This is a genomic window from Paracoccus sp. SY (assembly GCF_002901215.1).
Classification (GTDB): Bacteria; Pseudomonadota; Alphaproteobacteria; order Rhodobacterales; family Rhodobacteraceae; genus Paracoccus; species Paracoccus acridae.
In genome coordinates, this window is the sequence record NZ_NWMQ01000013.1 from 38,493 (window position 1) to 60,365 (window position 21,873).

The 21,873-nt window shown below is 65.1% G+C and carries 18 protein-coding genes; 4 read left to right on the forward strand and 14 right to left on the reverse strand.

What is annotated here, in order from left to right:
- Positions 1 to 90: 90 nt before the first annotated feature.
- Together CK944_RS11935 and CK944_RS11940 are read left to right on the forward strand one after the other, a co-directional pair.
- A complete protein-coding gene (locus tag CK944_RS11935) occupies positions 91 to 3,426 on the forward strand; it encodes a M10 family metallopeptidase C-terminal domain-containing protein (protein ID WP_103173287.1) in 3,336 nt (1,111 codons plus the stop codon).
- 61 nt (positions 3,427 to 3,487) lie between these two features.
- Positions 3,488 to 3,868 (forward strand): hypothetical protein, encoded by a 381-nt coding sequence (locus CK944_RS11940; RefSeq protein WP_103173288.1) that lies wholly within the window; start codon positions 3,488 to 3,490, stop codon positions 3,866 to 3,868.
- A 59-nt stretch (positions 3,869 to 3,927) separates the two neighbouring features.
- On the opposite strand, the gene CK944_RS23630 is transcribed toward CK944_RS11940, so the two are convergent.
- The 5 genes from CK944_RS23630 to CK944_RS11960 all read right to left on the reverse strand — a co-directional run bounded on the left by CK944_RS23630 (position 3,928) and on the right by CK944_RS11960 (position 8,700).
- Positions 3,928 to 4,095 (reverse strand): hypothetical protein, encoded by a 168-nt coding sequence (locus CK944_RS23630; protein ID WP_188714023.1) that lies wholly within the window; start codon positions 4,093 to 4,095, stop codon positions 3,928 to 3,930.
- 4 nt (positions 4,096 to 4,099) lie between these two features.
- Positions 4,100 to 5,458, reverse strand: a complete 1,359-nt coding sequence (locus CK944_RS11945; RefSeq protein ID WP_103173289.1) for an amidase — start codon at positions 5,456 to 5,458, stop codon at positions 4,100 to 4,102.
- A complete protein-coding gene (locus CK944_RS11950) occupies positions 5,442 to 6,866 on the reverse strand; it encodes a TRAP transporter large permease subunit (RefSeq protein WP_103173290.1) in 1,425 nt (474 codons plus the stop codon). The genes CK944_RS11945 and CK944_RS11950 overlap by 17 nt, the downstream gene beginning before the upstream one ends.
- 45 nt (positions 6,867 to 6,911) lie before the next feature.
- Entirely contained in the window at positions 6,912 to 7,496 is a 585-nt protein-coding gene (locus CK944_RS11955; RefSeq protein WP_103173291.1) for a TRAP transporter small permease subunit, read from the reverse strand.
- Between the two features lie 67 nt (positions 7,497 to 7,563).
- On the reverse strand, positions 7,564 to 8,700 hold the full coding sequence (locus CK944_RS11960; protein ID WP_103173292.1) for a TRAP transporter substrate-binding protein: 1,137 nt from the start codon (positions 8,698 to 8,700) through the stop codon (positions 7,564 to 7,566).
- A 204-nt stretch (positions 8,701 to 8,904) separates the two neighbouring features.
- Between CK944_RS11960 and CK944_RS11965 the strand changes: the two genes are divergently transcribed.
- Positions 8,905 to 9,870 carry a D-glycerate dehydrogenase gene (locus CK944_RS11965; RefSeq protein WP_103173293.1) on the forward strand — a complete coding sequence of 322 codons (966 nt, stop codon included), beginning with the start codon at positions 8,905 to 8,907 and terminating at the stop codon, positions 9,868 to 9,870.
- Between the two features lie 23 nt (positions 9,871 to 9,893).
- Here the strand turns inward: CK944_RS11965 and CK944_RS11970 are convergent, their stop codons facing one another.
- From CK944_RS11970 to CK944_RS12010, 9 genes are all read right to left on the reverse strand, one after another.
- Positions 9,894 to 10,217: a cytochrome c gene (locus tag CK944_RS11970; RefSeq protein WP_103173294.1), complete on the reverse strand. Its 324-nt coding sequence runs from the start codon at positions 10,215 to 10,217 to the stop codon at positions 9,894 to 9,896.
- Between the two features lie 54 nt (positions 10,218 to 10,271).
- A complete protein-coding gene (locus CK944_RS11975) occupies positions 10,272 to 11,633 on the reverse strand; it encodes a PQQ-dependent sugar dehydrogenase (RefSeq protein ID WP_103173295.1) in 1,362 nt (453 codons plus the stop codon).
- A 268-nt stretch (positions 11,634 to 11,901) separates the two neighbouring features.
- Positions 11,902 to 12,429 (reverse strand): sterol desaturase family protein, encoded by a 528-nt coding sequence (locus CK944_RS11980; RefSeq protein ID WP_103173296.1) that lies wholly within the window; start codon positions 12,427 to 12,429, stop codon positions 11,902 to 11,904.
- Positions 12,426 to 13,151: a fatty acid desaturase gene (locus CK944_RS11985; protein WP_205049026.1), complete on the reverse strand. Its 726-nt coding sequence runs from the start codon at positions 13,149 to 13,151 to the stop codon at positions 12,426 to 12,428. Before CK944_RS11985 ends, CK944_RS11980 begins: the two co-directional genes overlap by 4 nt.
- Positions 13,152 to 13,511: 360 nt before the next feature.
- The gene (locus CK944_RS11990; RefSeq protein ID WP_103173297.1) at positions 13,512 to 17,099 is read right to left on the reverse strand and encodes a vitamin B12-dependent ribonucleotide reductase; all 3,588 of its coding nucleotides are present in this window, start codon (positions 17,097 to 17,099) and stop codon (positions 13,512 to 13,514) included.
- A gap of 453 nt (positions 17,100 to 17,552) precedes the next feature.
- Positions 17,553 to 18,098, reverse strand: coding sequence for a 5-formyltetrahydrofolate cyclo-ligase (locus CK944_RS11995; RefSeq protein WP_103173298.1), 546 nt, complete (start codon positions 18,096 to 18,098; stop codon positions 17,553 to 17,555).
- A complete protein-coding gene (mgtE, locus tag CK944_RS12000) occupies positions 18,095 to 19,477 on the reverse strand; it encodes a magnesium transporter (RefSeq protein ID WP_103173299.1) in 1,383 nt (460 codons plus the stop codon). The genes CK944_RS11995 and mgtE overlap by 4 nt, the downstream gene beginning before the upstream one ends.
- Positions 19,474 to 20,262 (reverse strand): inositol monophosphatase family protein, encoded by a 789-nt coding sequence (locus CK944_RS12005; RefSeq protein WP_103173327.1) that lies wholly within the window; start codon positions 20,260 to 20,262, stop codon positions 19,474 to 19,476. The genes mgtE and CK944_RS12005 overlap by 4 nt, the downstream gene beginning before the upstream one ends.
- 106 nt (positions 20,263 to 20,368) lie before the next feature.
- The gene (locus CK944_RS12010; protein ID WP_103173300.1) at positions 20,369 to 20,728 is read right to left on the reverse strand and encodes a helix-turn-helix domain-containing protein; all 360 of its coding nucleotides are present in this window, start codon (positions 20,726 to 20,728) and stop codon (positions 20,369 to 20,371) included.
- A 191-nt stretch (positions 20,729 to 20,919) separates the two neighbouring features.
- On the opposite strand from CK944_RS12010, the gene CK944_RS12015 reads away from it, so the two are divergent.
- Positions 20,920 to 21,864, forward strand: a complete 945-nt coding sequence (locus tag CK944_RS12015) for an NADPH:quinone oxidoreductase family protein (RefSeq protein ID WP_239986055.1) — start codon at positions 20,920 to 20,922, stop codon at positions 21,862 to 21,864.
- The last annotated feature ends 9 nt before the right edge of the window (positions 21,865 to 21,873 follow it).

Consider the following 21,873-nt stretch of genomic DNA (forward strand, 5'->3'; position numbering starts at 1 on the left):
AGCAGCACACGCCTTGCGTGCCGGGTCTTCAGGGCATCGCTCCATGCAACATTCACTACCCGAAGTTGCTGAACAGGGAGATCCAGTCCTATGCCGACCACGACCCAGACCAGCGAAGAATGGTGGATCAACGACCAGACGCCCGACAATCCTTTCGGGAAAAGCGAAGACTACGAGGCATTCCTGACCTATGTCGGTGCCTTGAACCGCAGCCTGACGCCCGCGATCGCGGCGCAGCCCCTGCGGATCAACGTTCATGAACTGAACAACCATCCCGACTACAAGGCTGCGGCCATCGGTGCCCTGGATCTCTGGTCCTCGGTCACGCCGCTGCGGTTCGAGATCGTCGATGACGCGCCCTTCGACCGCAACAAGGACTGGATGCAGGTGGTCAGTCCCGAACTGGGCGAACCCAGCGACGGCAGCGCCTTTTCCAGCAACCGCTATGTCAGCATCGGCCAGCGGTTCCACGACACCGAGCCGAACCTGACGGATATCGGCGGCTATGTGTTCGATTCCTTCGTTCACGAATTCGGCCATGAATTCGGCCTGAACCATCCCGGCCTTTACAACTACAGCGGCCCCGGCGGCGTGCAGATCAACTATCTGAACAACGCCACCTGGATCTATGACCGCCAGCAATACAGCGTCATGTCCTATTTCGACGGGATCGACGTGGGCGAGGAAAGCCGCTGGTCGGCCGTGACGCCGCTGATGGCCGATATCGAGGCGGTGATCCGCCGGTTCTTCTCGACGGTGGGCGAAGACGGGCAGCGCGTCTATCAGACGATCGACCTGAACACCGGAAACGATGTCTATGGCTTCAACAGCACGGTCTATGGATACGAGCTGACCTTGACCGGGATGCAGCGCGATATCGGCTTTGTCATCCACGACACGGGCGGCGACGACACGATCGACTTTTCCGGATCCACGGCGGGCACGATCCTGGATCTGCGCGCGGGCCAGTTTTCCAGCGTGAACGGCCACAGCAACAATGTGTCGATCTTTGCCGGGCATAATGCGGACCAGACCGAATACTATGTCGAAAAGGGCATCGGCAGCCGCTTTGCCGACATCCTGATCGGCAATGACGGAAACAACGTCCTGGACGGACGCGGCGGCGGTGACCGCATGGCGGGCAATGGCGGCGACGACATCTATTTCGTCGATTCTGCCGATGACATCGTGCGAGAGGAAGCCGGCGGCGGAAACGACACCATCATCGTCATCGCCGAGGGCCTGGACCTGGGCGACGTCGCCAATGTCGAGAACATCGTCTATGCCGGCGGAACGGTTGTCGATCCGGGCGATGACGTCGATGATGGTCCCGCAGGTGGCCCGGCCCTGGGCAGCATCCTGATCGGCCAAGCGGGCGCTGACATCCTGAACGGGGGTGCGGGCGGCAACACGATCTTCGGCCTTGGCGGTGACGACCTGATCATCGGCGGGCGCGATTCGCTGGCCAGCCGCGACATCAACAACACGATCCCCATCGCGGACCTGGAGGATCAGACCGAAAGCGACGACGGGGACGACGCGCTTTATGGTGGGGACGGCAACGACACCATCTTCGGCGGTGCCGGCGACGATACGCTGGACGGCGGCAACGGCGACGACCTGATGATGGGCCAGGACGGCGTCGATGTCTTCCGCGGCGGCGCTGGCAGCGACACGGTCGATTTCAGCCGGGAAAGCCCGTTCCAGTTGCTGGTCAACCTGGAAACCAACACCGCCAGCGGCGGCACCGCGTCGGGCGACACCTTCTTCAGCATCGAGAACCTGATCGGCTCGGACGACCGGATCGACCGGTTCATCGGCACGGCGGACGCGAACCACTTCCGGGGTCAGGGCGGCGGCGATTATTTCAACGGGCGCGACGGCAACGACCTGCTGGACGGCGGCAACGACGGCGACATCATCTATGGCGAGGGCGGCGACGACACGGTGATCGGCGGCGCGGGCCAGGATTACCTGGACGGCGGCAGCGGGATCGACACGGTCGTCTATGAAGGCAGCTCGGCCGGGGTCAGGATCGACCTTGCCGACGGTTCCGCCCGTGGCGGCGATGCCGACGGTCCGGTGCAGATCGTGGGACGGGGAACCGTCATCCGCCACGACATCCTTGTCGGGTTCGAAAACGCCGTCGGGTCGGTCTTCGACGACCACATCATCGGCACCGACGGGGCCAACGTCCTGTCCGGTGGTTCGGGCAACGATACGCTGTCGGGCGGCGAAGGCCGCGACACCCTGATGGGCGGCGCGGGGCGCGACACGGCAGATTATGCCGATGCCGCGGCCGGGGTCCGCATCGGCCTGGCCGGCGGGCAGTCCGAAGGCGACACCTATGTTTCCATCGAGAATGTCGCGGGTTCGGGCTGGAACGACCGGCTGACCGGGGATCGTGGGGCCAATGTGCTGACCGGGCAGGGCGGCAATGACGACCTGAAGAGCGGGGCCGGCGACGACACCCTGATCGGGGATTTCGCCGATCAAGGCCCTGCCGTTCCGCGCCCCGGCCTGGGCAGCGGCTATGCGACGCTGGGACCCGACGCGACCAACGGTTCGATGGCGACCGCCTTTGACATTTCCGACAACTTCTCGCTGACGGCGGATCCGGACATCTTCGACTCGACCACGGTCCTGCATACCACGGTCAACGCCACCGGGACGGGCGCGGGAGGATACTACCGCATCGACCTGGCGGCGGGCACGCTGATCACCATCGACATCGACGGCATCGCCGACCCCAATGTCCATGACAGCTGGGTCAGGCTGCTGGACAGCCATGGAAACGTCGTCGCCGAAAACGACGATGGCGGCGGCGATCCCGGATCGAACAGCAGCCGGGATTCCAGCACGGTCTTCACCGTCGAGAAGACGGGGACATACTATATCCTGGAAGGAAGCTGGTCGCCCACGGCGCCGGGCGGTGGCTGGTCGCCGTCCGTCGCCGAAGGTTCGACCTACAAGCTGAACGTGTCGGTGGAGTTTCCGACCGAACCGGTCCAGCCCGGCGTCGCGGGCATGGACACCCTGCGCGGCGGGGCCGGCAGCGACCTTCTGGATGGCGGGCTGGCTGCCGACTTCCTGATCGGCGGCGCGGGCGAGGACAGCTTCCGCTTCTCGACGGCGCTTGGAAATGGCAACATCGACCGCATCTCGGACTTCGACGTGGCCGAAGACCTGATCCTGTTGGCCAGCGACGTCTTCGACGCGATCGGCGGGCTGGGCACCCTGGCCTTCGGGGCGTTCCGCAGCGGTCCCGGCGGTGCCGCGCAGGATGCGGATGACCGCATCGTCTATGACAGGAACAGCGGCTTCCTGTCCTATGACGCCGATGGCACCGGTCAGACGGATGCGATCAGGTTCGCGCGGCTGGGCTCGAATCTCAATCTTTCGGCCGAAGACTTCTATATCGTCTGAGAACGCCTGGAACGGGGCGCGATCCTGCGCCCCGTTCCCCCGAAGCATCAAGGAATACCTCATGAAGCGGCTTGCAGGTTACCGCATGATGATGCTGGCCGCCGCCACCGCAGCGGTCGGGGCGGGTGCAGGCGCGGACACGACGCGCCCCGGCAATATCCAGATCACGATCGGTTTCGAGGAGGGCAAGGCCATCCCCGAGGGACAACTTGTCGTTCACTTGGACGACCCTGCCGGTCGCCGCCAGACTGGGACGACCGCCGAAAGCGACGGCAAGGCGACGAGGATCAGCCTGTCCCTGCCACCCGTCCCCGACAGGTCTTCGCCCCGGCAGGTCGTGGCGCAGTTGCAGCGTGCCGACGGCTGGCTGCTGGCGCGGGGCAGCGGGCAGCTTGAAGGCGACGCGCCGGTTGCCATCACGCTCTATACCGTCATGTACTGAAGGAACCGTCCGGCTGACGGCAGGCGGCGCGACCCGGCGAAGTCCCAGTCCCCCGGCTGTTACCGGGATCCGCCCTTTGACCGGAACGTGGTGAAAAGATCCCAGGCGCCCAGGGCGACTGTAAGCCCCACCACGCAAATCAGGTCGGTGCGAGGAACGTGGATCACCAGGATGGCCAGGAAGGCCACCATGACGACGAAGGCGAAGATCGCCAGGAACAGGTTCATGTTGTCATCCTCCGTGACCCGAGGTTTCAAGATGCGCGGCCAGCCAGCGGGCCGTGCGCAGCAGCCTTGCGTCGTCGCCCCGCCGCCCGACAAGCTGGATGCCCATCGGCAGGCCGTTTTCGGCCCGGAACACCGGAAGCGTCACCGCCGGCATCCCCGTCAGCGTCCATAGCCCGTTGAAGATCGCGTCCCCGGTACCGGCCAGTCCCGCAGGCGCTGGCCCCGGCGCCGCCGGGCACAGAATCGCGTCGCAGCGTGCGAACACCGGCTCCATGGCGGCGTTCAGAAGCATCCGCCAATCAAGCGCCGCGATATAGTCGCGCGCGAGGACCGCCTTCCCTTCGTCCATTGCGCCTTTCAGGATATCCGACATCCGGTCCCGCCCGCGCCTTTCTAGGGCATGATAGCACTTTGCCATTTCGGCGAAGTTGATCCGGCGGCGGATCGCGGCGGCGTCCTCCAGTCCGGGGACGGTCACCTCGAAGCACTGATCGCCCAGGAAGGTCGCCAGTTCCCGCACCGCCGCCGTGGTCTGCGGATCCGCCTGGTCCCAGCCGGGGGGCTTCAGGAAGGCAAAGACGGGGGTCACGGGAGGCGGGGCCTGGGCGATATCCAGCAGGGGCGGGGCGGGCAGGGGCTCGGTCGCCTGGTCGGCGGGATCGTGGCCCGCAAGCACCTGGGCCAGAAGCGCGCAATCGGCGACGCTGCGGGCGAAGACGCCGACCGTGTCCAGCGTGGGCGACTGCATCAGGATGCCGGTCCTGGGAATCAGGCCGAAGCTGGGCTTCAGTCCGACGACCCCGCAGAAGGCGGCGGGGCGGATCACGGAACCGCCGGTCTGCGTGCCCACCGCCAGCGGCACCATGCCAGCGGCGACGGCCGCGGCCGACCCTTGGGACGATCCCCCGGGCGTATGGTCGGGATTGTGCGGGTTGCGGGTCCGTCCCGGATGCAGAAAGGCGCATTCGGTCGTCACCGTCTTGCCCAGGATGATCGCGCCCGCCGCGCGCAGGCGCGCGACGATCCAGGCATCCTCGGCCGGAACCCGGCCCGCGTCGATGGGCGTGCCGTTTTCGGTGGGGATGCCCTTTGTGTCGATCACATCCTTCAGGCCCACCGGCAAGCCGTGCAGCGGTCCCAGGGGCCGCCCGGACTGGCGCCATTGGTCAAGCCGTTCCGCCTGCGCCAAGGCATGATCATTGTCGATCCAGGCCCAGGCGCCGATCTGGGGTTCCAGTTCGGCGATGCGGGCCAGGCAGGCGCGGACCAGATCGGCCGCCCGCAACGCGCCCGAGGCCAGGCGGTCGCGCAGTTCGACCGCATCGAGGCCAAGCACAGCCTGCATCTTAGCGCGTGGGGCCATAGACGGCATCCGGCAGGCTGAAGACGATTTGCGGGAACAGATACATGATCACCATGGATATGATGACCAGCCCGCAATAGGGAAGCATTCCCGCGAAAATCTCGGTCAGCTTGACGTTCTCGGGCGCGATGCCCTTGAGGTAATAGGCGCTCATCGCCATGGGGGGCGTCAGGAAGGCGGTCTGCAGGTTCAAGGCCACAAGAACGCCGAAGAACAGCGGGTCGATGCCGAACATCGGCAGAAGCGGCAGGAAGATCGGCACGAAGATGATGATGATCTCGGACCATTCCAAGGGCCAGCCCAGCAGGAAGATGATGAGCTGGGCCATGATCAGGAACTGGACGGGGGTCAGGTCCAGGCCTGCCACGAAGTCAGCGATGACCTTCTCGCCGCCCAGATAGCTGAAGACGGCCGCGAACACGTAAGAGCCGACGAACAGCCAGCAGACCATCGCCGTCGTCCGGACGGTCAGATAGACGCTTTCGCGAAGCCGGTCGAAGGTCATCGCGCGATAGGCGGCAGCCAGAAGAATGCCACCAAGCGCGCCGATCGAGGCCGCCTCGGTCGGAGTGGCAAGGCCGAAGAGGATCGAGCCGAGAACCGCCAGGATCAGCGCGGCCAAGGGAATGAAGCTGGTGGTCAGCAGCCAGATCAGCTTGCCCAGGGGCATGGAAGGGACTTCATCCTCGGTCGGACGCGGCGCGAGGCTTGGGTTGATGATGGCCCGGGTCACGATATAGATGAAATACAGGCCGACCAGCACCAGCCCCGGCAGCAGCGTCGCGGCATAAAGCCGGACGATGGACACGCCCGAGGTCGCGGCATAGACGATCAGCATGATGGATGGCGGGATCAGGATGCCCAGGGTTCCGCCCGCGCAGATGATGCCCGCCGCGAAGCTGTGGTTGTAGCGCATCTTCAGCATCTGCGGCAGCGCCAGAAGGCCCAGCAGCGTGACGACCGCCCCTACGATCCCCGTCGCCGTCGCAAACAGCGCGCAGGTGATCAGGGTCGCCACGCCCAAGGCGCCCGGCAGGTTCCGCGTCGCCACCGCAAGCGTGCTGAACAGCCGGTCCACGATATTGGCGCGCTCGACGATGTATCCCATGAACAGGAACAGCGGCACGGCCGTCAGAACCTCGTTCGAGATGACCGTATAGGTCTGGTTCACGAACAGGTCGAAGATCCTGTTGTTGTAGAACCCTTCAAGCCAAAGCTGCGTCGATTCCCAAAGCCCTGCGTCTTCTTCAAGCCGGTTGTATGACCGCCACATCCGGCCCGGATCGTAGTAAGCGTAATAGCCGAACCCGATGCCGATGGCCATCAGGGTGAAGGCGATGGGAAAACCCAGAAACACGCAGAAAATGAAGATGCCAAGCATGAACAAGGCGATCTGGGGATCGGTCACGACGCTAGCTCCAGCTTCGGGGTTGGCAAGGGGGACATGCCGGCGTCAGGCCGGACCGTGCGGATGTTCGTTGGCTTCCTGCTGCATCAGGATCGTCTCGGTTTCCTCGACATCGTGGTCCAGCGGGGGCCAAGCGCCGGTGCGGATGCAGATGATGCAGCGCATGACCTGCGCGATGCCCTGGAAGAACAGCAGGATCCCTGCCGCGACGATCACCGTCTTGAACTGATAGATGGGGATGCCGGCGGGGCTGTTCACCGACACCTCGCCATAGCTCCAGGATCGGGCAGCGTATTTCCATCCGGCAAAGATCAGCGCCAGGATGCCGGGAAAGAAGAAGATCAGATACAGCACAAGATCGACCCGCGCCTGGGTCCTGTCAGACCACAGCCGGTACAGGAAATCACCCCGCACATGGCCGCCGCGCGACAGGGTATAGGCGCCGCCCATCATGAACAGTGTGCCATACATCATGAAGCTGATGTCCAGCGCCCAGGGTGTCGGCCGGTTGAACAGATAGCGGACCATGACCTCATAGCTCATCCCGACGGTCATCAGGATGATCAGCCATGCGAAGGCCTTGCCGAACCAGGCCGAAAGGGCGTCGGCGAACTGGATGTACTTCTGCATTGCGCAAAGCTCCTGGCAGCCACGTCACGGGGTGGGCGGGCGCGGGGACATCCCGCGCCCCTGACGGTCACAGCTTCAGCTTGCCGGGATAGTAATGCTCATAGGCAAGCCCCAGGTCGGGCGCGTTCATCAGTTCGTAATAGGCCACCTGTTCGGTCCAGGCGCGCTGGCTGTCCATGACCTTCTTGTTGAAGGGATCGGCTTCCAGATCCACGATCAGCTTGTCCCATGCCTCGATCTGGGCGGCCAGGATCTCTTGCGAGGTGCGGTGGACGGTGACGCCGCCCGCGGCCAGTTCGGCCAGATCCTTCGAATACTCGCGCATCGCCAGGGCCAGGTTCGCCGTCGCCGATGCCTCGACGCCGTATTTCAGGATCGCCTGCAGATCCTCGGGCAGGTCGTCCATGAAATCGCGGTTGAAGATGAACTCGAAGGATTCCGAGGCCTGATGGTACGATGCCAGGTAATAGTTCTTGGCCACGTCCTGCGCGCCGAAGCGGCGGTCGGAGGTGGGGTTGTTGAATTCGAAGGCGTCGATCACGCCGCGCTCCATCGCGGGGACGATCTCTCCGCCCGGCAACTGGGCCACGGACATGCCCATCGCCTGCAACAGGTCGGCGGCAAGGCCCACGGTGCGGTATTTCAGCCCCTGCACGTCGGCGACGGCGTTGACCTCGTTCTTGAACCAGCCGAAGGGCTGGGCCGGCATCGGCATTCCCATATAGCCATAGACGTTCAGGCCCAGGATATCCTGGGTCAGTTCGCGATACAGTTCAGCGCCACCCCCCTGATAGAACCAGGCCAGCATCGTCGAAGCCGAGCCGCCGAAGACCGGGCCGGTCCCGAAGAAGGACGCGGCCTTCGACTTGCCGTACCAATAGACCGGCACGGTATGGGCCGCGTCGATCACGCCGTCATGCACCGCATCCATGACCTGGAAGGCACCCACCACGGACCCGGCGGGCAACAGGTCGATGGTCAGCCGACCCCCCGACATCTCCTCGACCCGCGTCACATAGTCCTGCGCCATCTGCTGCCAGATGTCCGAGGCGGGCCAGGACGTCTGCATCTTCATGACGATCGGGGCTTGCGCAAGCACGGGCGGCGCCGCCAGGGCCACCGCTGCGGCGGCTGTTCCGCCCATGGCGCCCGTGCGCAGGAAAGATCGGCGCGAAAAACGCGCTGAATCGACAGTGTCGGTCATCGGTGTCCTCCCAGACAATGAAGCCGCTTGGCGCGACATTTTATTGCCTGCTCAATAGGAACGACGAAACGGATTTGCGCAACTGTACTTTTGTGGGACATTTTGCATTTTTTTGATCTATTGCACATTTGCCGCGCCTAGATAGCCGTGGATGACTTGCGGCCCGCCCGGTCCCTCCGGCAGGGCCAGGACTTACAGGGGACCATGATGACCAAGCCCAGACTGGTGATGACCCGCAGGTTCCGCCCGGCGGTCGAGCAAAGGGCCGCGCGCGATTACGACGTCGTCCTGAATCCCGATGACAGGGTGCTGTCCCCGCAAGACCTTATCGCAGCCTGCATGAAAGCCGATGCGGTGATGGCCTGCCATTCCGAACTGTTCGGCGCCGACGTCATCCGCGCCCTTGGTCCCCGCCTGAAGATCATCGCCAATCATTCGGTAGGCACCGACCATGTGGATCTTGCGGCGGCTACGGCGGCAGGCATCACGGTCACGAACACGCCCGACGTGCTGTCCGACGCGACGGCGGAAATCGCGATGCTGTGCATGTTGGGCGCCGCCCGGCGCGGCGCGGAAGGGGACGCCCTGGTCCGGTCCGGTCAATGGAACTTCTGGTCGCCCGACTTCATGGTCGGCCGCCAGGTTACGGGCAAGCGTTTCGGCATCCTGGGAATGGGCCGGGTGGGCCAGGTCGCCGCCGAACGCGCGCGCGGGTTCGGGATGCAGGTCCATTACCACAACCGGCGGCGCCTGCCGGCCCATCTGGAAAAGGGCGCGGTCTTTCACGACAGCCTGGAAAGCCTGCTGTCCGTGTCGGACGTTCTCAGCCTGCACTGCCCCGCGACGCCCGAGAATGACGGGATCATCAATGCCCAGACCCTGGCGATGCTTCCCGACAGGGCCATCGTCGTGAACACCGCGCGGGGAATGCTGATCGACGAGGATGCGCTTGTCCAGGCGCTGCGATCAGGCCGGCTCTTCGCCGCCGGCCTGGATGTGTTCAGGACCGAACCCGGCGGCAATCCCGCACTGGCAGCCTTGCCCAATGTCTTTCTGCTGCCCCATATCGGGTCCGCCACCGAAGAAACCCGCGATGCGATGGGGTTCAGGGCGCTGGACAACCTCGATGCGTTCTTTGCAGGCCGCGAGCCGTCGGACCGCGTGGCCTGACGGGGCAGGGCCTGCGGCGCGGATCACTGGGGCAGGGCATAGGTCGCGGTGATCGAGCCATACCAGTCGGACAGGGCCTTGATGTCCTCATCCGTCAGGTCGCGCGCGATGATGCTCATCTGCGGATCCTCGCGCCTGCCCGCGCGAAAATCCTGCAACTGCTTGGACAGATAGTCCGCGCTTTGCCCGCCGATATTGGGGATCATCGGGTTGGTCCCCATGCCGTCAAGGCCGTGACAGACCCGGCAGGTCTGGGCCTGGCCCGGCGGGGTGGCCGTCTGCGCCAGAGCGGCCCCGGCGCCCAGGCCGAACGCGGTGACAAGAACCGCGCCGAACAATGATTTCATGATGTGATGCCTTCGTGGAGGGATGCGGGGCGGCGGACGCCGCCCCGGCCTGGATCAGTTGGCAGGCGCCGGGGGCGGTGTTTCCGCCGCGCCGCCATCGGGGTCGTCCGCTGCCGCATCGGCGGCCTGCGCATCCGTGCCACCGGCGGCGCTGTCCTGCGTCGAAGCGTCCCCTGTATAGGCGATCCGCCAGATCGCGCCGGCAAAGTCGTCCGACACCAGCATCGACCCGTCGCGCAGAAAGGCGATGTCCATCGGGCGGCCCCGGTATTCGCCGGTCTCGCTGTCCAGCCAGCCATCGGCGAAGACCTCGGTCCCGGCTGCATTGCCGTCGGCGTCAAGCCGGGTGAACATGACCCGCGCGCCGATAGGCGTGGTCCTGTTCCAGCTGCCGTGCTGGGCCGAGAAGATGCCGCCGCGATATTCCTCGGGGAACGAGTTTCCGGTATAGAACCTCATGCCCAGGTCCGCCGCATGGGCGTCCATCTTGACCTGCGGCTCGACGAATTCGACCCCCTCGGGGCGCGGGACCTCCTTGTAGTCGGGAACCTCGACCTCGGCATTGGTCCAGGGGAAGCCGAAATGCTGGCCCGCTTCGGTCTGGCGGTTCAACTCGCCCGGCGGGATGTCGTCGCCCAGACCGTCCACCTGGTTGTCGGTGAACCACAGATCGCCGTTGGCCGGGTTGAAGTCATGCCCGACCGAATTGCGGACGCCCCGCGTGAAGACCTCTCGTTCGGTGCCGTCGATGTTCATGCGGATGATGCCGCCGATGCCGATCTCGTCGTATTTTTCCAGCTTGTCCTGGGGCTGCACGTTATAGGGCTGGCCCAGCGAGATATAAAGCTTGCCATCCGGGCCGATGCGGCAGACGCGGGCGGTATGGTTGAAGCTTTCCTCCTCGGCCGGGATCAGCTGGCCTTGGGACACCACGGTGCCCACGGCAGGGTCGGGGCCTTCGAAGAAGAATTCGGCCGCCGGGAACTGCAGCACGCGGTTGCGTTCCGCGATATACAGGAACCCGTCGGGCGAGAAGCAGGGACCGTTCGGAATGTCGAAGGTCAGCGAGGGGGCGAAATCCATCACCTCGTCGGCGACCCGGTTGCGGTCGCGGTCCACGACCGACCAGACCTTGTCCTTGCGCGTGCCGACAAAGACGACGGTGCCCTGCGGCGCGACCGCCATCGACCGCGCGTCCGGGACGACCGCGTAAAGGCTGACCTCGAAGCCGTCGGGGACATTGATATGCGGCACGATCGCCTTCAGCGATTCCGCGTTCGGGCCGCCCTGGTCGATGCGGGTGAAGGTGGCGTCGGTGCGCTGCATTCCCTGCAGCGTTTCCAGGTTGTCCTGGGCAAAGGCCGGCGTTGCAAGGGCAGTCGTCAGAAGCAGTCCGCAAAGTCTTGCGTGTCTCATGGTGTCTCCTCCCTGATGCAGTCCAATGTCTTGAACGATCGGGCGGCGCCTCCTCCAAAGGCCACCCATCGCAACGGTCAGGACCGACCCGTCTAGCGAACGGAATTCGCGGTTCTTCTGATGTTCAGGCGTGTCGGTGCCTGACCGGGTATGATCTATGATGGCGTAGGCTTTTCAACAGCTTTGTTGAATCCATCAGACCAAATGATGCCACGCCAGGCGCAAGGCAGCACATACCGATCATCGGACCGCAGGACGTCTTGGCGGCTCAGTCTTCGGCGCGGTCGGCGCGCCAGGCATCGGGATGCTTCGACTGCCGCTGCGCCAGAACGCCCGAAGCCTTGAGCCGCGCCTTCAGATCCTCGACCGGCGGCGCATAGACAAAGCCGAAGGACACGCAGTCGTCCCGCCCCTCGACTGCGTGATGCAGCCGGTGCGCCTGGTAAAGCCTGCGGAAATAGCCCCGCCGGGGAACATAGCGGAAAGGCCACCGCTGGTGGACCAGCCCGTCATGGACGATGAAATAGATCACGCCATAGACGGACGCACCCACCGCCACCCACCACAGCCAGGGCCACCAGGCGCTGCCGATCGCGAACAGCAGGATCGAGATCACGGCGAAGACCACGGCGTAAAGGTCGTTCTTCTCGAAGGGACCGTGGGTTTCCTCGTGGTGCGACTTGTGCCAGCCCCAGCCCAGGGGGCCGTGCATGATCCAGCGGTGGACGGAATAGGCGATGCCCTCCATGGCCGCGACGGTCAGGACGACGATGATAATTGGCATCAGGATGTTCATGCGCCACCCTTTTCCCGGGTCGAGGGCAGCCGCCACCACGGCACCGACGGGTAAAGGTGGTGTTCGTGGTGATAGCCGCCGAAGTGAAAGCAGGTCAGCAGCGACAACGGATCGCCGAACCGCGTGGACCGGGCATTGTGCCGGTCGGGAAAGGCGTCATGCCCCGGCCGGTGCGGCAGCCAGGTGCCGAAGATGAAAAGCTGCATCGAAGCCAGGATCGAGGGCACGGCCCAGAACGCCACATAAGGCCAGCGCGGCCCCAGGATCAGCGCATAGAGGATGACCGAACTGCCCAGCACCCAGAACTCTCGCCAGCCGAAATAGGTGCGCACGAAGTCGATGTACCACGCGACCGGACCGCCATGGCTGAAGTCGGGATCGTCGTCGGTGCCTGCGTGGCGATGATGGGCCATGTGCTTGACGATCAGCTTGCGCCAGGAAAACCCTGCGAAAAGCAGCAGCGCCACGGTCCCGAACGCCCGGTTCATTCGGGGGCTTCCCGGAACGATCGCCCCGTGCATCGCGTCATGGGCGACGATGAACAACCCGACCGACAGCCAGGTCAGCATGATCAGGCAGGCGATCGCCAGAAGGGGCGCATCTGCCGCCTCCAGGTGCCAGACGGCAAAGACATGCACGGCAAGCCAGGCGCAGATCACCCCGGCCGCCAATGCGGCACCTACGAGGCTGGACGAGGGAAAGCGTCGCGCTGTTTCGGACAAGCCCCGGCTCCTTGCTCATGGTGTGTCACCTGCCACAATCTAGGGCGATGCTTCGGCGGATTCCACCCCGGGCGTTGTGGTCAGGGCGCTGGCCTTGGCGCCATTCTCGCCAACAGGCGCAGGCATATTGCGGGGCCATCCTTGTCCTGATTTCCGCAGATCAGTTCACAATTCGTCGAACACTGCCATGCGGTCTGTTGTTTTTCCTTCGGGTGCCTGTCCGGCCCCATCGTGAACAGATACGCTTTTTCCGACGGTGTTGGCCGTTCATGGAATGGCCGCTTCTTCTTGCGAAGCGGTGCGATGAAGTGCAGGGCGGCAAGGGCGCGAAGCTGCAACTTCGCGCCCCACCCAATCTTCTCAGCTACAGCCGCTTGTTCCGCCGCAGGTGTTGCACTTCATGCAGGTCCCGTTGCGCACCAGCGTATAGTTTCCGCATTCCCCGCAAGGATCGCCCTCGTATCCCTGCATCTTGGCCTTCATGCGCAGGTCCATCGCGCCAGGCTCGGCCGCCATGATCGCCGTGGCCGACACTCCGGTCTGCAAGACCATCAGATCCTGGGGCAGGCGCTTGCGCAGGTATCCCGCGCTGCTGATCTGCTTCAGCATGGTCAGGGACTTCAGTTCCGACTGCTCGCTGACGGGAGTGACGTTCAGGTTCTCGCGCTCGCCTCCGCCCATGTCGTCGAAACGCGCGCCCTCGGGTTTGACATGCGCCAGATCGGTGCGGTCCAGATAGGACACCGCCAGTTCGCGGAAGACATAGTCCAGGATCGAGGTCGCGTTCTTGATGCTGTCATTGCCCTGCACCATGCCCGCGGGCTCGAAGCGGGTGAAGGTGAAGGCATCCACGAATTCCTCCAGCGGGACGCCGTATTGCAGGCCCACGGACACGGCGATGGCGAAGTTGTTCATCATCGCCCGGAAGCCCGCGCCTTCCTTGTGCATGTCGATGAAGATCTCGCCCAGCTTGCCGTCGTCATATTCGCCGGTGCGGACATAGACCTTGTGCCCGCCTACGACCGCCTTCTGGGTGTATCCCTTGCGGCGCTGCGGCAGTTTCTCGCGGTGGCTGCGCACGACCTCCTTGACGATGATCTTCTCGACGATCTTCTCGGCCACCATGGCGGCCTTTTCCTGCGCGCTGCCGGTGGCGAGGATCTCCTCGGCCTCCTCGTCATCCTCGACCAAGGCGGCGGCCAGCGGCTGGGACAGCTTGGATCCGTCGCGATAAAGCGCATTGGCCTTGATGCCCAGCGACCAGGACAGCTCGTATGCGGCAAGCGCATCGGCGATGGTGGCGCTGTTGGGCATGTTGATCGTCTTGCTGATCGCGCCCGAGATGAAGGACTGCGCCGCCGCCATCATGCGGATATGGCTTTCGACCGACAGGTAGCGCTTGCCGGTCTTGCCGCAGGCGTTGGCGCAGTCGAAGACGGGCAGGTGTTCGGCGCGCAGATGCGGCGCGCCTTCCAGCGTCATGGTGCCGCAGACATGGTCGTTGGCGGCGTCGATCTGCGCGCGGGTGAAGCCCAGGTGGCGCAGCAGGTCGAAGGTCGGATCGGCCAGCTTGTCGGCGGGGATGCCCAGCGTGCCCTTGCAGAAATCCTCGCCCAGGGTCCACTGGTTGAAGACGAAGCGGATGTCGAAGGCCGTGGCAAGTGCTGCCTCGATCTTCTCGATCTCGGCCAGGCCGAAGCCGTGGCCGGCAAGCGCGGTGTGGTTGATGCCGGGGCAGTTGCCAAGCGTGGCGTGGCCGACGGCATGGGCCACGATCTCCTCGATCTGCGCGGGGGCATAGCCCAGCGTGGTCAGGGCCGCCGGAACAGACTGGTTGATGATCTTGAAGTATCCGCCGCCCGCCAGCTTCTTGAACTTGACCAGGGCGAAGTCGGGTTCGATCCCCGTGGTGTCGCAATCCATCACCAGGCCGATGGTGCCGGTGGGCGCGATCACCGTGACCTGGGCGTTGCGGAAGCCGTGATCCTCGCCCAGGGCCAGGGCCTCGTCCCAGGCTTGGCGGGCGATGGCGACAAGGCGGGCATCGGGGCAGTTGTCACCGTCCAGTTCCACCGGGGCCACGTTGACGCCCTGATAGGCGCCGGTGCCATGGGCCGCCGCGCGGTGGTTGCGGATCACCCGCAGCATGTGGTCGGCATTGCGGGCATATCCGGGGAAGGCGCCCAGTTCCGCCGCCATCTCGGCGCTTGTCGCATAGGCCACGCCCGTCATGATCGCCGTCAGCGCGCCACACAGCGCGCGGCCCTGGTCGCTGTCGTAACCCAGGCCCATGTTCATCAAGAGCCCGCCGATATTGGCATAGCCCAGGCCCAGCGTGCGGAAGTCATAGGAGCGCTGCGCGATTTCCCTGCTGGGGAATTGCGCCATCAGCACGCTGATCTCCAGCGTGACGGTCCATAGCCGGGTGGCGTGGACATAGGCATCGGCGTCGAAGCGCCCTTCGTCGAAGAAGGTCAGCAGGTTCATCGAAGCCAGGTTGCAGGCCGTGTCGTCCAGGAACATGTATTCGCTGCACGGGTTGCTGCCCCGGATCGGCCCGTCCTCGGGGCAGGTGTGCCAGGCGTTCACCGTGTCGTGGAACTGGATGCCGGGATCGGCGCAGGCCCAGGCGGCATGGCCGATCTGGTCCCACAGCTCGCGCGCGCTGACCGTCTTGGCCACCGTGCCGTCGGTGCGGCGGATCAGCTCCCACGGCGCGTCGTCGCGCACGGCCTGCAGGAAGGCATCCGTCACCCGGACCGAGTTGTTCGAGTTCTGGCCCGAGACGCTGACATAAGCCTCACTGTCCCAGTCCGTGTCATAGGTCGGGAATTCGATGCTGTCGAAGCCCTGGCGCGCGTATTGCAGCACGCGGTTGACATAGGTTTCCGGGATCATCGCGCGCTTGGCGGCGCGGATCGCGGATTTCAGCGCGTCGTTCCGGGCCGGGTCCGTCTCGCCGTCGCTGTCGCGGATGGCGGCGAAGATGTCGTTCAGCCGCGCCTCATGCGCCTTGGATCCGGCGACAAGGGAGGCGACCTTCTGTTCCTCGATGACCTTCCAGTTGATGAAGGCCTCGATGTCGGGGTGATCCATGTCGCAGATCACCATCTTGGCCGCGCGGCGCGTGGTGCCGCCTGACTTGATGGCGCCCGCCGCCCGGTCGCCGATCTTGAGGAACCCCATCAGGCCCGAGGACTTGCCGCCGCCCGACAGCCGTTCCCCTTCGCCGCGCAGGGACGAGAAGTTGGTGCCGGTGCCCGATCCGTATTTGAACAGCCGCGCCTCGCGGACCCACAGGTCCATGATGCCGCCTTCGTTCACCAGGTCGTCGCTGACCGACTGGATGAAGCAGGCATGCGGCTGGGGATGTTCATAGGCGCTGTCGGATTTCACCAGCTTGCCGGTCTTGTGATCGACATAGAAATGCCCTTGGCTCGGGCCGTCGATCCCGTAAGCCCAGTGCAGCCCGGTGTTGAACCATTGCGGGCTGTTCGGCGCGGCCATCTGGCGGGCCAGCATGAAGCGCATCTCGTCGTGATAGGCGCGGGCGTCTTCTTCGTTGGAAAAACACCCGCCTTTCCAGCCCCAATAGGCCCAGGCCCCGGCCAGCCGGTCAAAGACCTGCCGGGCGCTCGTCTCGCCGCCGTAACGCTGGTCGGCGGGCAGGGCGGCAAGCGCATCCTCATCGGCCACGCTGCGCCACAGGAACTCGGGCACGCCCTTTTCCTTGACGCGCTTCAGCGCCGCAGGGACGCCCGCCTTGCGGAAGTATTTCTGGGCGATCACGTCGCTGGCGACCTGGCTCCACCCTTGGGGGATTTCCACCTGGTCGTTGCGGAAGACGATCTTGCCGTCGGGATTGCGGATCTCGCTGGTGGTGGTCGTGAAGGCGATGTCGCCATAAGCGCCCCCGGCGAGGGTGGTAAAACGCCGTTCGATCTTCATGCCCGTAGCCTTTCCTATCGTCGTCCCCCAATCCGCGACTTGCGCCAGGCAGCAGACAGCCACCCCATCGCCATGGCGATGGATCCGGGCGGCGGCACCGCCCGTCGGTCGAAATCACGAAGCGACGGGCCTTGGTGATTGTCGATTCACCTTCCACCACATCTGGTATGACCAACGCCGCAGGCCACAAGATTGATCCTGTTTATGCGTCGATGCAACGAATCTTATCTGTGGATAACTGGCCGGATCCGGCTTGACTGGAACCTTGATGCGGAACCGCGGGATTCGCTCACAGCAAGGGCCGCGCAACTGTCTTCAACAGGGCTGGTGGGGCAATATTGCTGGCCTTGACAGGGACTTGGCGGGTCCATTCCCGCACTTGTCCACAGGGTTGTCCCAAGGTCATCCAACCCTTTTGCACAGCCGATGCAAATCTGCCACAAAGGGCCATGTTCAGCGCAGGGGATGGATCACGCCGCAGTCGGTGACGATCAGGTCCAGCACCTCATCGAACGGCCCTGCCGGGATCTCGGGCAGCTCCTGGACCGCGAAAGCCAGTCCGATGGCCGTCACGTCGCCCGTTTTGCGCAGCAATTGCAGGGTCCGGTCATAGTATCCGCCGCCATAGCCGATGCGGTTGCCCTGCCGGTCGAACCCGGCAAGCGGCACGATCAGCACCTGGGGCCGCAGGACGGGTTGCGAATCAGGCGGGTGCGACGTGCCGAAGGATCCGGGCACCAGGGCCTCGCCATTCCACTGGCGAAAGACCAGGGGCACGGCCTTGCCGGGAACCACCGGCAGGCACACCGGACCGTCATGGGCCTCCATGGCGGGGCGGGGGTCGGCCTCGTCCCGCATGGGCCAATAGCCGGACAGAACCTTGCCCCCATGCGGCGCCAGTGCCGCGATCAGATGCCGGTCCAGTGCGTTCTGATCGCCGCCTTGCGCACGGGCAGCCAAGGCGCGGGCGCGGAGGGCGGCCTTTTTGACATCGCTCATAGCAGGATCACCGTGGCCAGGCCTAGAAAGGCGAAGAAGCCCACCACGTCCGTCACCGTGGTCACGAAGGTGGGCGAGGCAAGCGCCGGGTCGGCCCCCAGCTTTTCCAGCGCCAGCGGCACCAGGATGCCCGCAAGCGCGGCGATCGTCAGGTTGATGATCATCGCCAGCCCGATCACCGCGCCCAGGCCGAAGTTGCCGAACCAGAAATAGGTGACGGTCCCGATGGCCAGCCCGAAGATCGCGCCGTTCAACAGGCCCACCACGACCTCGCGCCGGATGACGCGGACCGAATTGTCGCGGGTCAGGTCCTTGGTCGCCAGCCCGCGCACCGCCACCGTCAGCGTCTGCGTGCCCGCGTTCCCGCCCATGGAGGCCACGATCGGCATCAGCACCGCCAGCGCGACCAGTTGCGCGATCGAGCTTTCGAACAGCCCGATCACCGATGCCGCCGCGACCGCCGTCAGGATGTTGGTGGCAAGCCAGGGCACGCGCTGCCGTGCGGTCTGCATCACGCTGTCGGTCAGGCTCGATTCCTCGCCCACGCCTGCCAGCAGCAGGATGTCCTCCTCGTGTTCCTCGTCCAGGACGGCCATGGCGTCGTCGATGGTGATGATGCCCACCAGCCGGTCGTCGCGGTCCACCACGGGGGCGGAAATCAGGTGATACTGGTTGAAGACATAGGCCACGTCCGCTTCCTCGGCGAAGGCGCTGATGGTGCGGAAGCTGTCCTCGGTGATGTCGCGCAGGGGCGTCGCGTGGCTTGATGCCAGCAGGCGGCCCAGCGTGACATAGCCCAGGGGATGGCGGCGCGGATCGACCAGGACGATGTGATAGAACTGCTCGGGCAGCCATTCCTCGGTTTGCAGGAAAGCCACGGCCTCGCCCACGGTCCAGTGTTCGGGCGCGGTGACGACCTCGGACTGCATCAGGCGGCCGGCGGAATATTCGGGATAGGCCAGCGACTGCTGGACGGCGGCGCGGTCGGTGGCGTCAAGCGCGGCCAGGATTTCCTGGCGCTCTGGCTCGTCCATGTCCTCGACAAGGTCCACGACGTCGTCGCTGTCCATTTCGCGGACGGCTTCGGCGACGACCTCGGGGGGCAACTGCTCGATCACCTCGTCGCGGATCGCCTCGTCGATCTCGGACAGGATCTCGCCGTCGATCTCGCCGCTGTAAAGGCTCAGGAAGGCGCGGCGGCCGGCGGGGGGCAGGCGTTCGATGATGTCGGCGATGTCGGCGCCGTGCATCGGTTCCAGCAGGACGTTCAGCCGTTCCGCATCGCCCGCCTGGACGGCGTCGTCGATCTGGTCCAGCAGTTCCTGCCGGGGCAGGAATTCGTCCTCGGCGGCCTGCTGGTCGGGGATCTGGTCGGTCATGCGGCCCCCCCGTTCAGCAAGGCCAGCGCAGCCCGGTGCAGTTCGGCCGAGGCCGCCGCGATGACCTGGCCCCCCTGATGCGCGGGGCCGCCCTGCCAGTCGGTGACGATCCCGCCCGCCGCCTGGACCACCGCAAGCGGACCGGCGATGTCATAGGATTGCAGCCCCGCCTCGATCACCAGATCCACCTGGCCCAAGGCCAGCAGGCCATAGGCATAGCAATCAAGGCCATAGCGCGTCAGACGCACCTGGCCGGACACGCGGCGAAAGGCCTCGGCCTCGGCCGGGGTGCCGACTTCGGGATAGGTCGTCAGCAACGTCGCCTGCGCCAGATCGACCCTGCGGACAGCCAGGGGATATTCGCCGGAATCCGTGACAAGCCGCGCCCGGCCTAGCCCCCCTTCGAACCGTTCGCGGGTATAGGGCTGGTCGATCAGGCCGTAACGGATGTCCCGGCCGTCCGACACTCCGATCAGAACCCCCCAACTGGCTGCGCCGCACAGGAAGGCCCGGGTGCCGTCGATGGGATCCAGGATCCAGGTCAGGCCGCTGGTGCCTTCGGTCGCGCCGTATTCCTCGCCCAGGATGGCGTCATCGGGGCGCAGCCGGGCCAGCACGTCGCGCATGGCGCGTTCGGCGGCGCGGTCGGCTTCGGTCACGGGATCGAAGCCCGTCTGCCATTTGTTGTCGGCGGCAAGGCCCGTGCGGAAGAACGGCAAAATGGCCGCGCGCGCGGCATCGGCCATCTGATGCGCCGCATTGATGATGTCCTGCGCGTCCTGCATCGCCGCCCCCTGCTTGGTTTCCACCGACAGGACTAGCGCGAACGGCATTGGCCTGCCAGTGGGGGGCAGACAGGCAAAGGCGCGGGTTGACCCCGCGCCCGTCGCGTCAGGCGGCGTCGGACAGGACGCGGGCCAGTTCGAAGATCTGGCGGCGCTGCGCCACCGGCATGGTGTAATAGGCGCGCACCAGTTGCAGCGCCTCTTTGTCCGCCAGGATGTCGCCCGCGATGTTTTCGGGCACATCGCCTTCGTGCAGCCCTTCGAAGAAGAAGCTGACGGGCACGTCCACCGCGCGGGCAATATCCCACAGCCGGGATGCCGAGACGCGGTTCATCCCGGTTTCGTATTTCTGGATCTGCTGGAACTTGATACCAACCTTGTCGGCCAGTTGTTGTTGGGTCATTCCGATCATCCAGCGACGATGCCGGATACGCTTGCCAACATGAACATCAACACCGTGTTTCATCGTTACCACCTCATGCAATCTAAGGAAGCACTAGCTTAACCTTTCTCAATTTTCGAGTGTTAAACTGGTTAACGGCCCCGTTCCTGACCAAAAAGACAGGTCTGCCACCGCTGTTGTCCGGCCCAGATAAGAGGATGAAGGATTTGACGAAAACTTCCGCGACAGTCGGTTTAGACGAAATCCGAATCGCCGTGGTCAGACAACTGGGGGATGATCCGGTCGTCGAACGGCAGGCCGCGCCGCAACCGGGGCCGGACCGGGTTCTGGTCCGGCTGCGCGCGGCGGCGCTGAACTTCGCCGATCTTCTGAAGGCGCGCGGAGAATACCAGGAACGCCAGGATCCGCCCTTCGTCCCCGGCTTGGAAGGTGCGGGGGAAATCCTGTGGGCCCCGCCGGGCAGCGGCTTTGGCCCCGGCGACCGTGTCGCCGTCCTAGCGGCGGGAACGATGGCCCAGACGATCGCGGTCCCATCCGCCGCCTGCACCGCCATCCCAGACGCCATGACCTTCGAGCAGGCGGCCGGTTTCCAGATCGCTTATGGCACCAGCCATCTGGCCCTTGCCGCCCGCGCGCACCTGAAGGCCGGCCAGACCCTGGCGGTCCTGGGCGCGGCGGGCGGGGTCGGCCTGACGGCGGTCGAGATCGGGCGGGCCATGGGCGCCCGCGTCATCGGCGTAGCGCGGGGGCAGGATCGGCTGGACACGGTGCGTGCGGCGGGCGCCGATGTCGCGATCGACAGCGCCGGATGCGCCGACCTGAAAGGCGCGCTGCGGGATCTGGGCGGCGTCGATGTCGTCTATGACGCCGTGGGCGACAGCGCCGGAGAGGCCGCCTTCCGCGCCCTGAACCCCGGCGGGCACTTCCTGGCGATCGGATTTGCGGGCGGCAGGCCCCCGGTGCTGCCCCTCAACCATGCGCTGGTCAAGAACATCTCGATCCACGGCTTCTATTGGGGCGGCTATGCCAGGCTGGATCCGCAGGCGGTGTCGGACAGCATGGCAAGCTTGTTCCGCATGTTCCGGGACGGCAGGCTGGCGCCGGTGGTGGGGCAGGTCATGGCCTTGGACCGCATCGCCGAAGCCTTCGACCTGCTGCGCAGCCGCAGATCGGTGGGCAAGATCGTCGTGACCTTGTAACATCTGCGT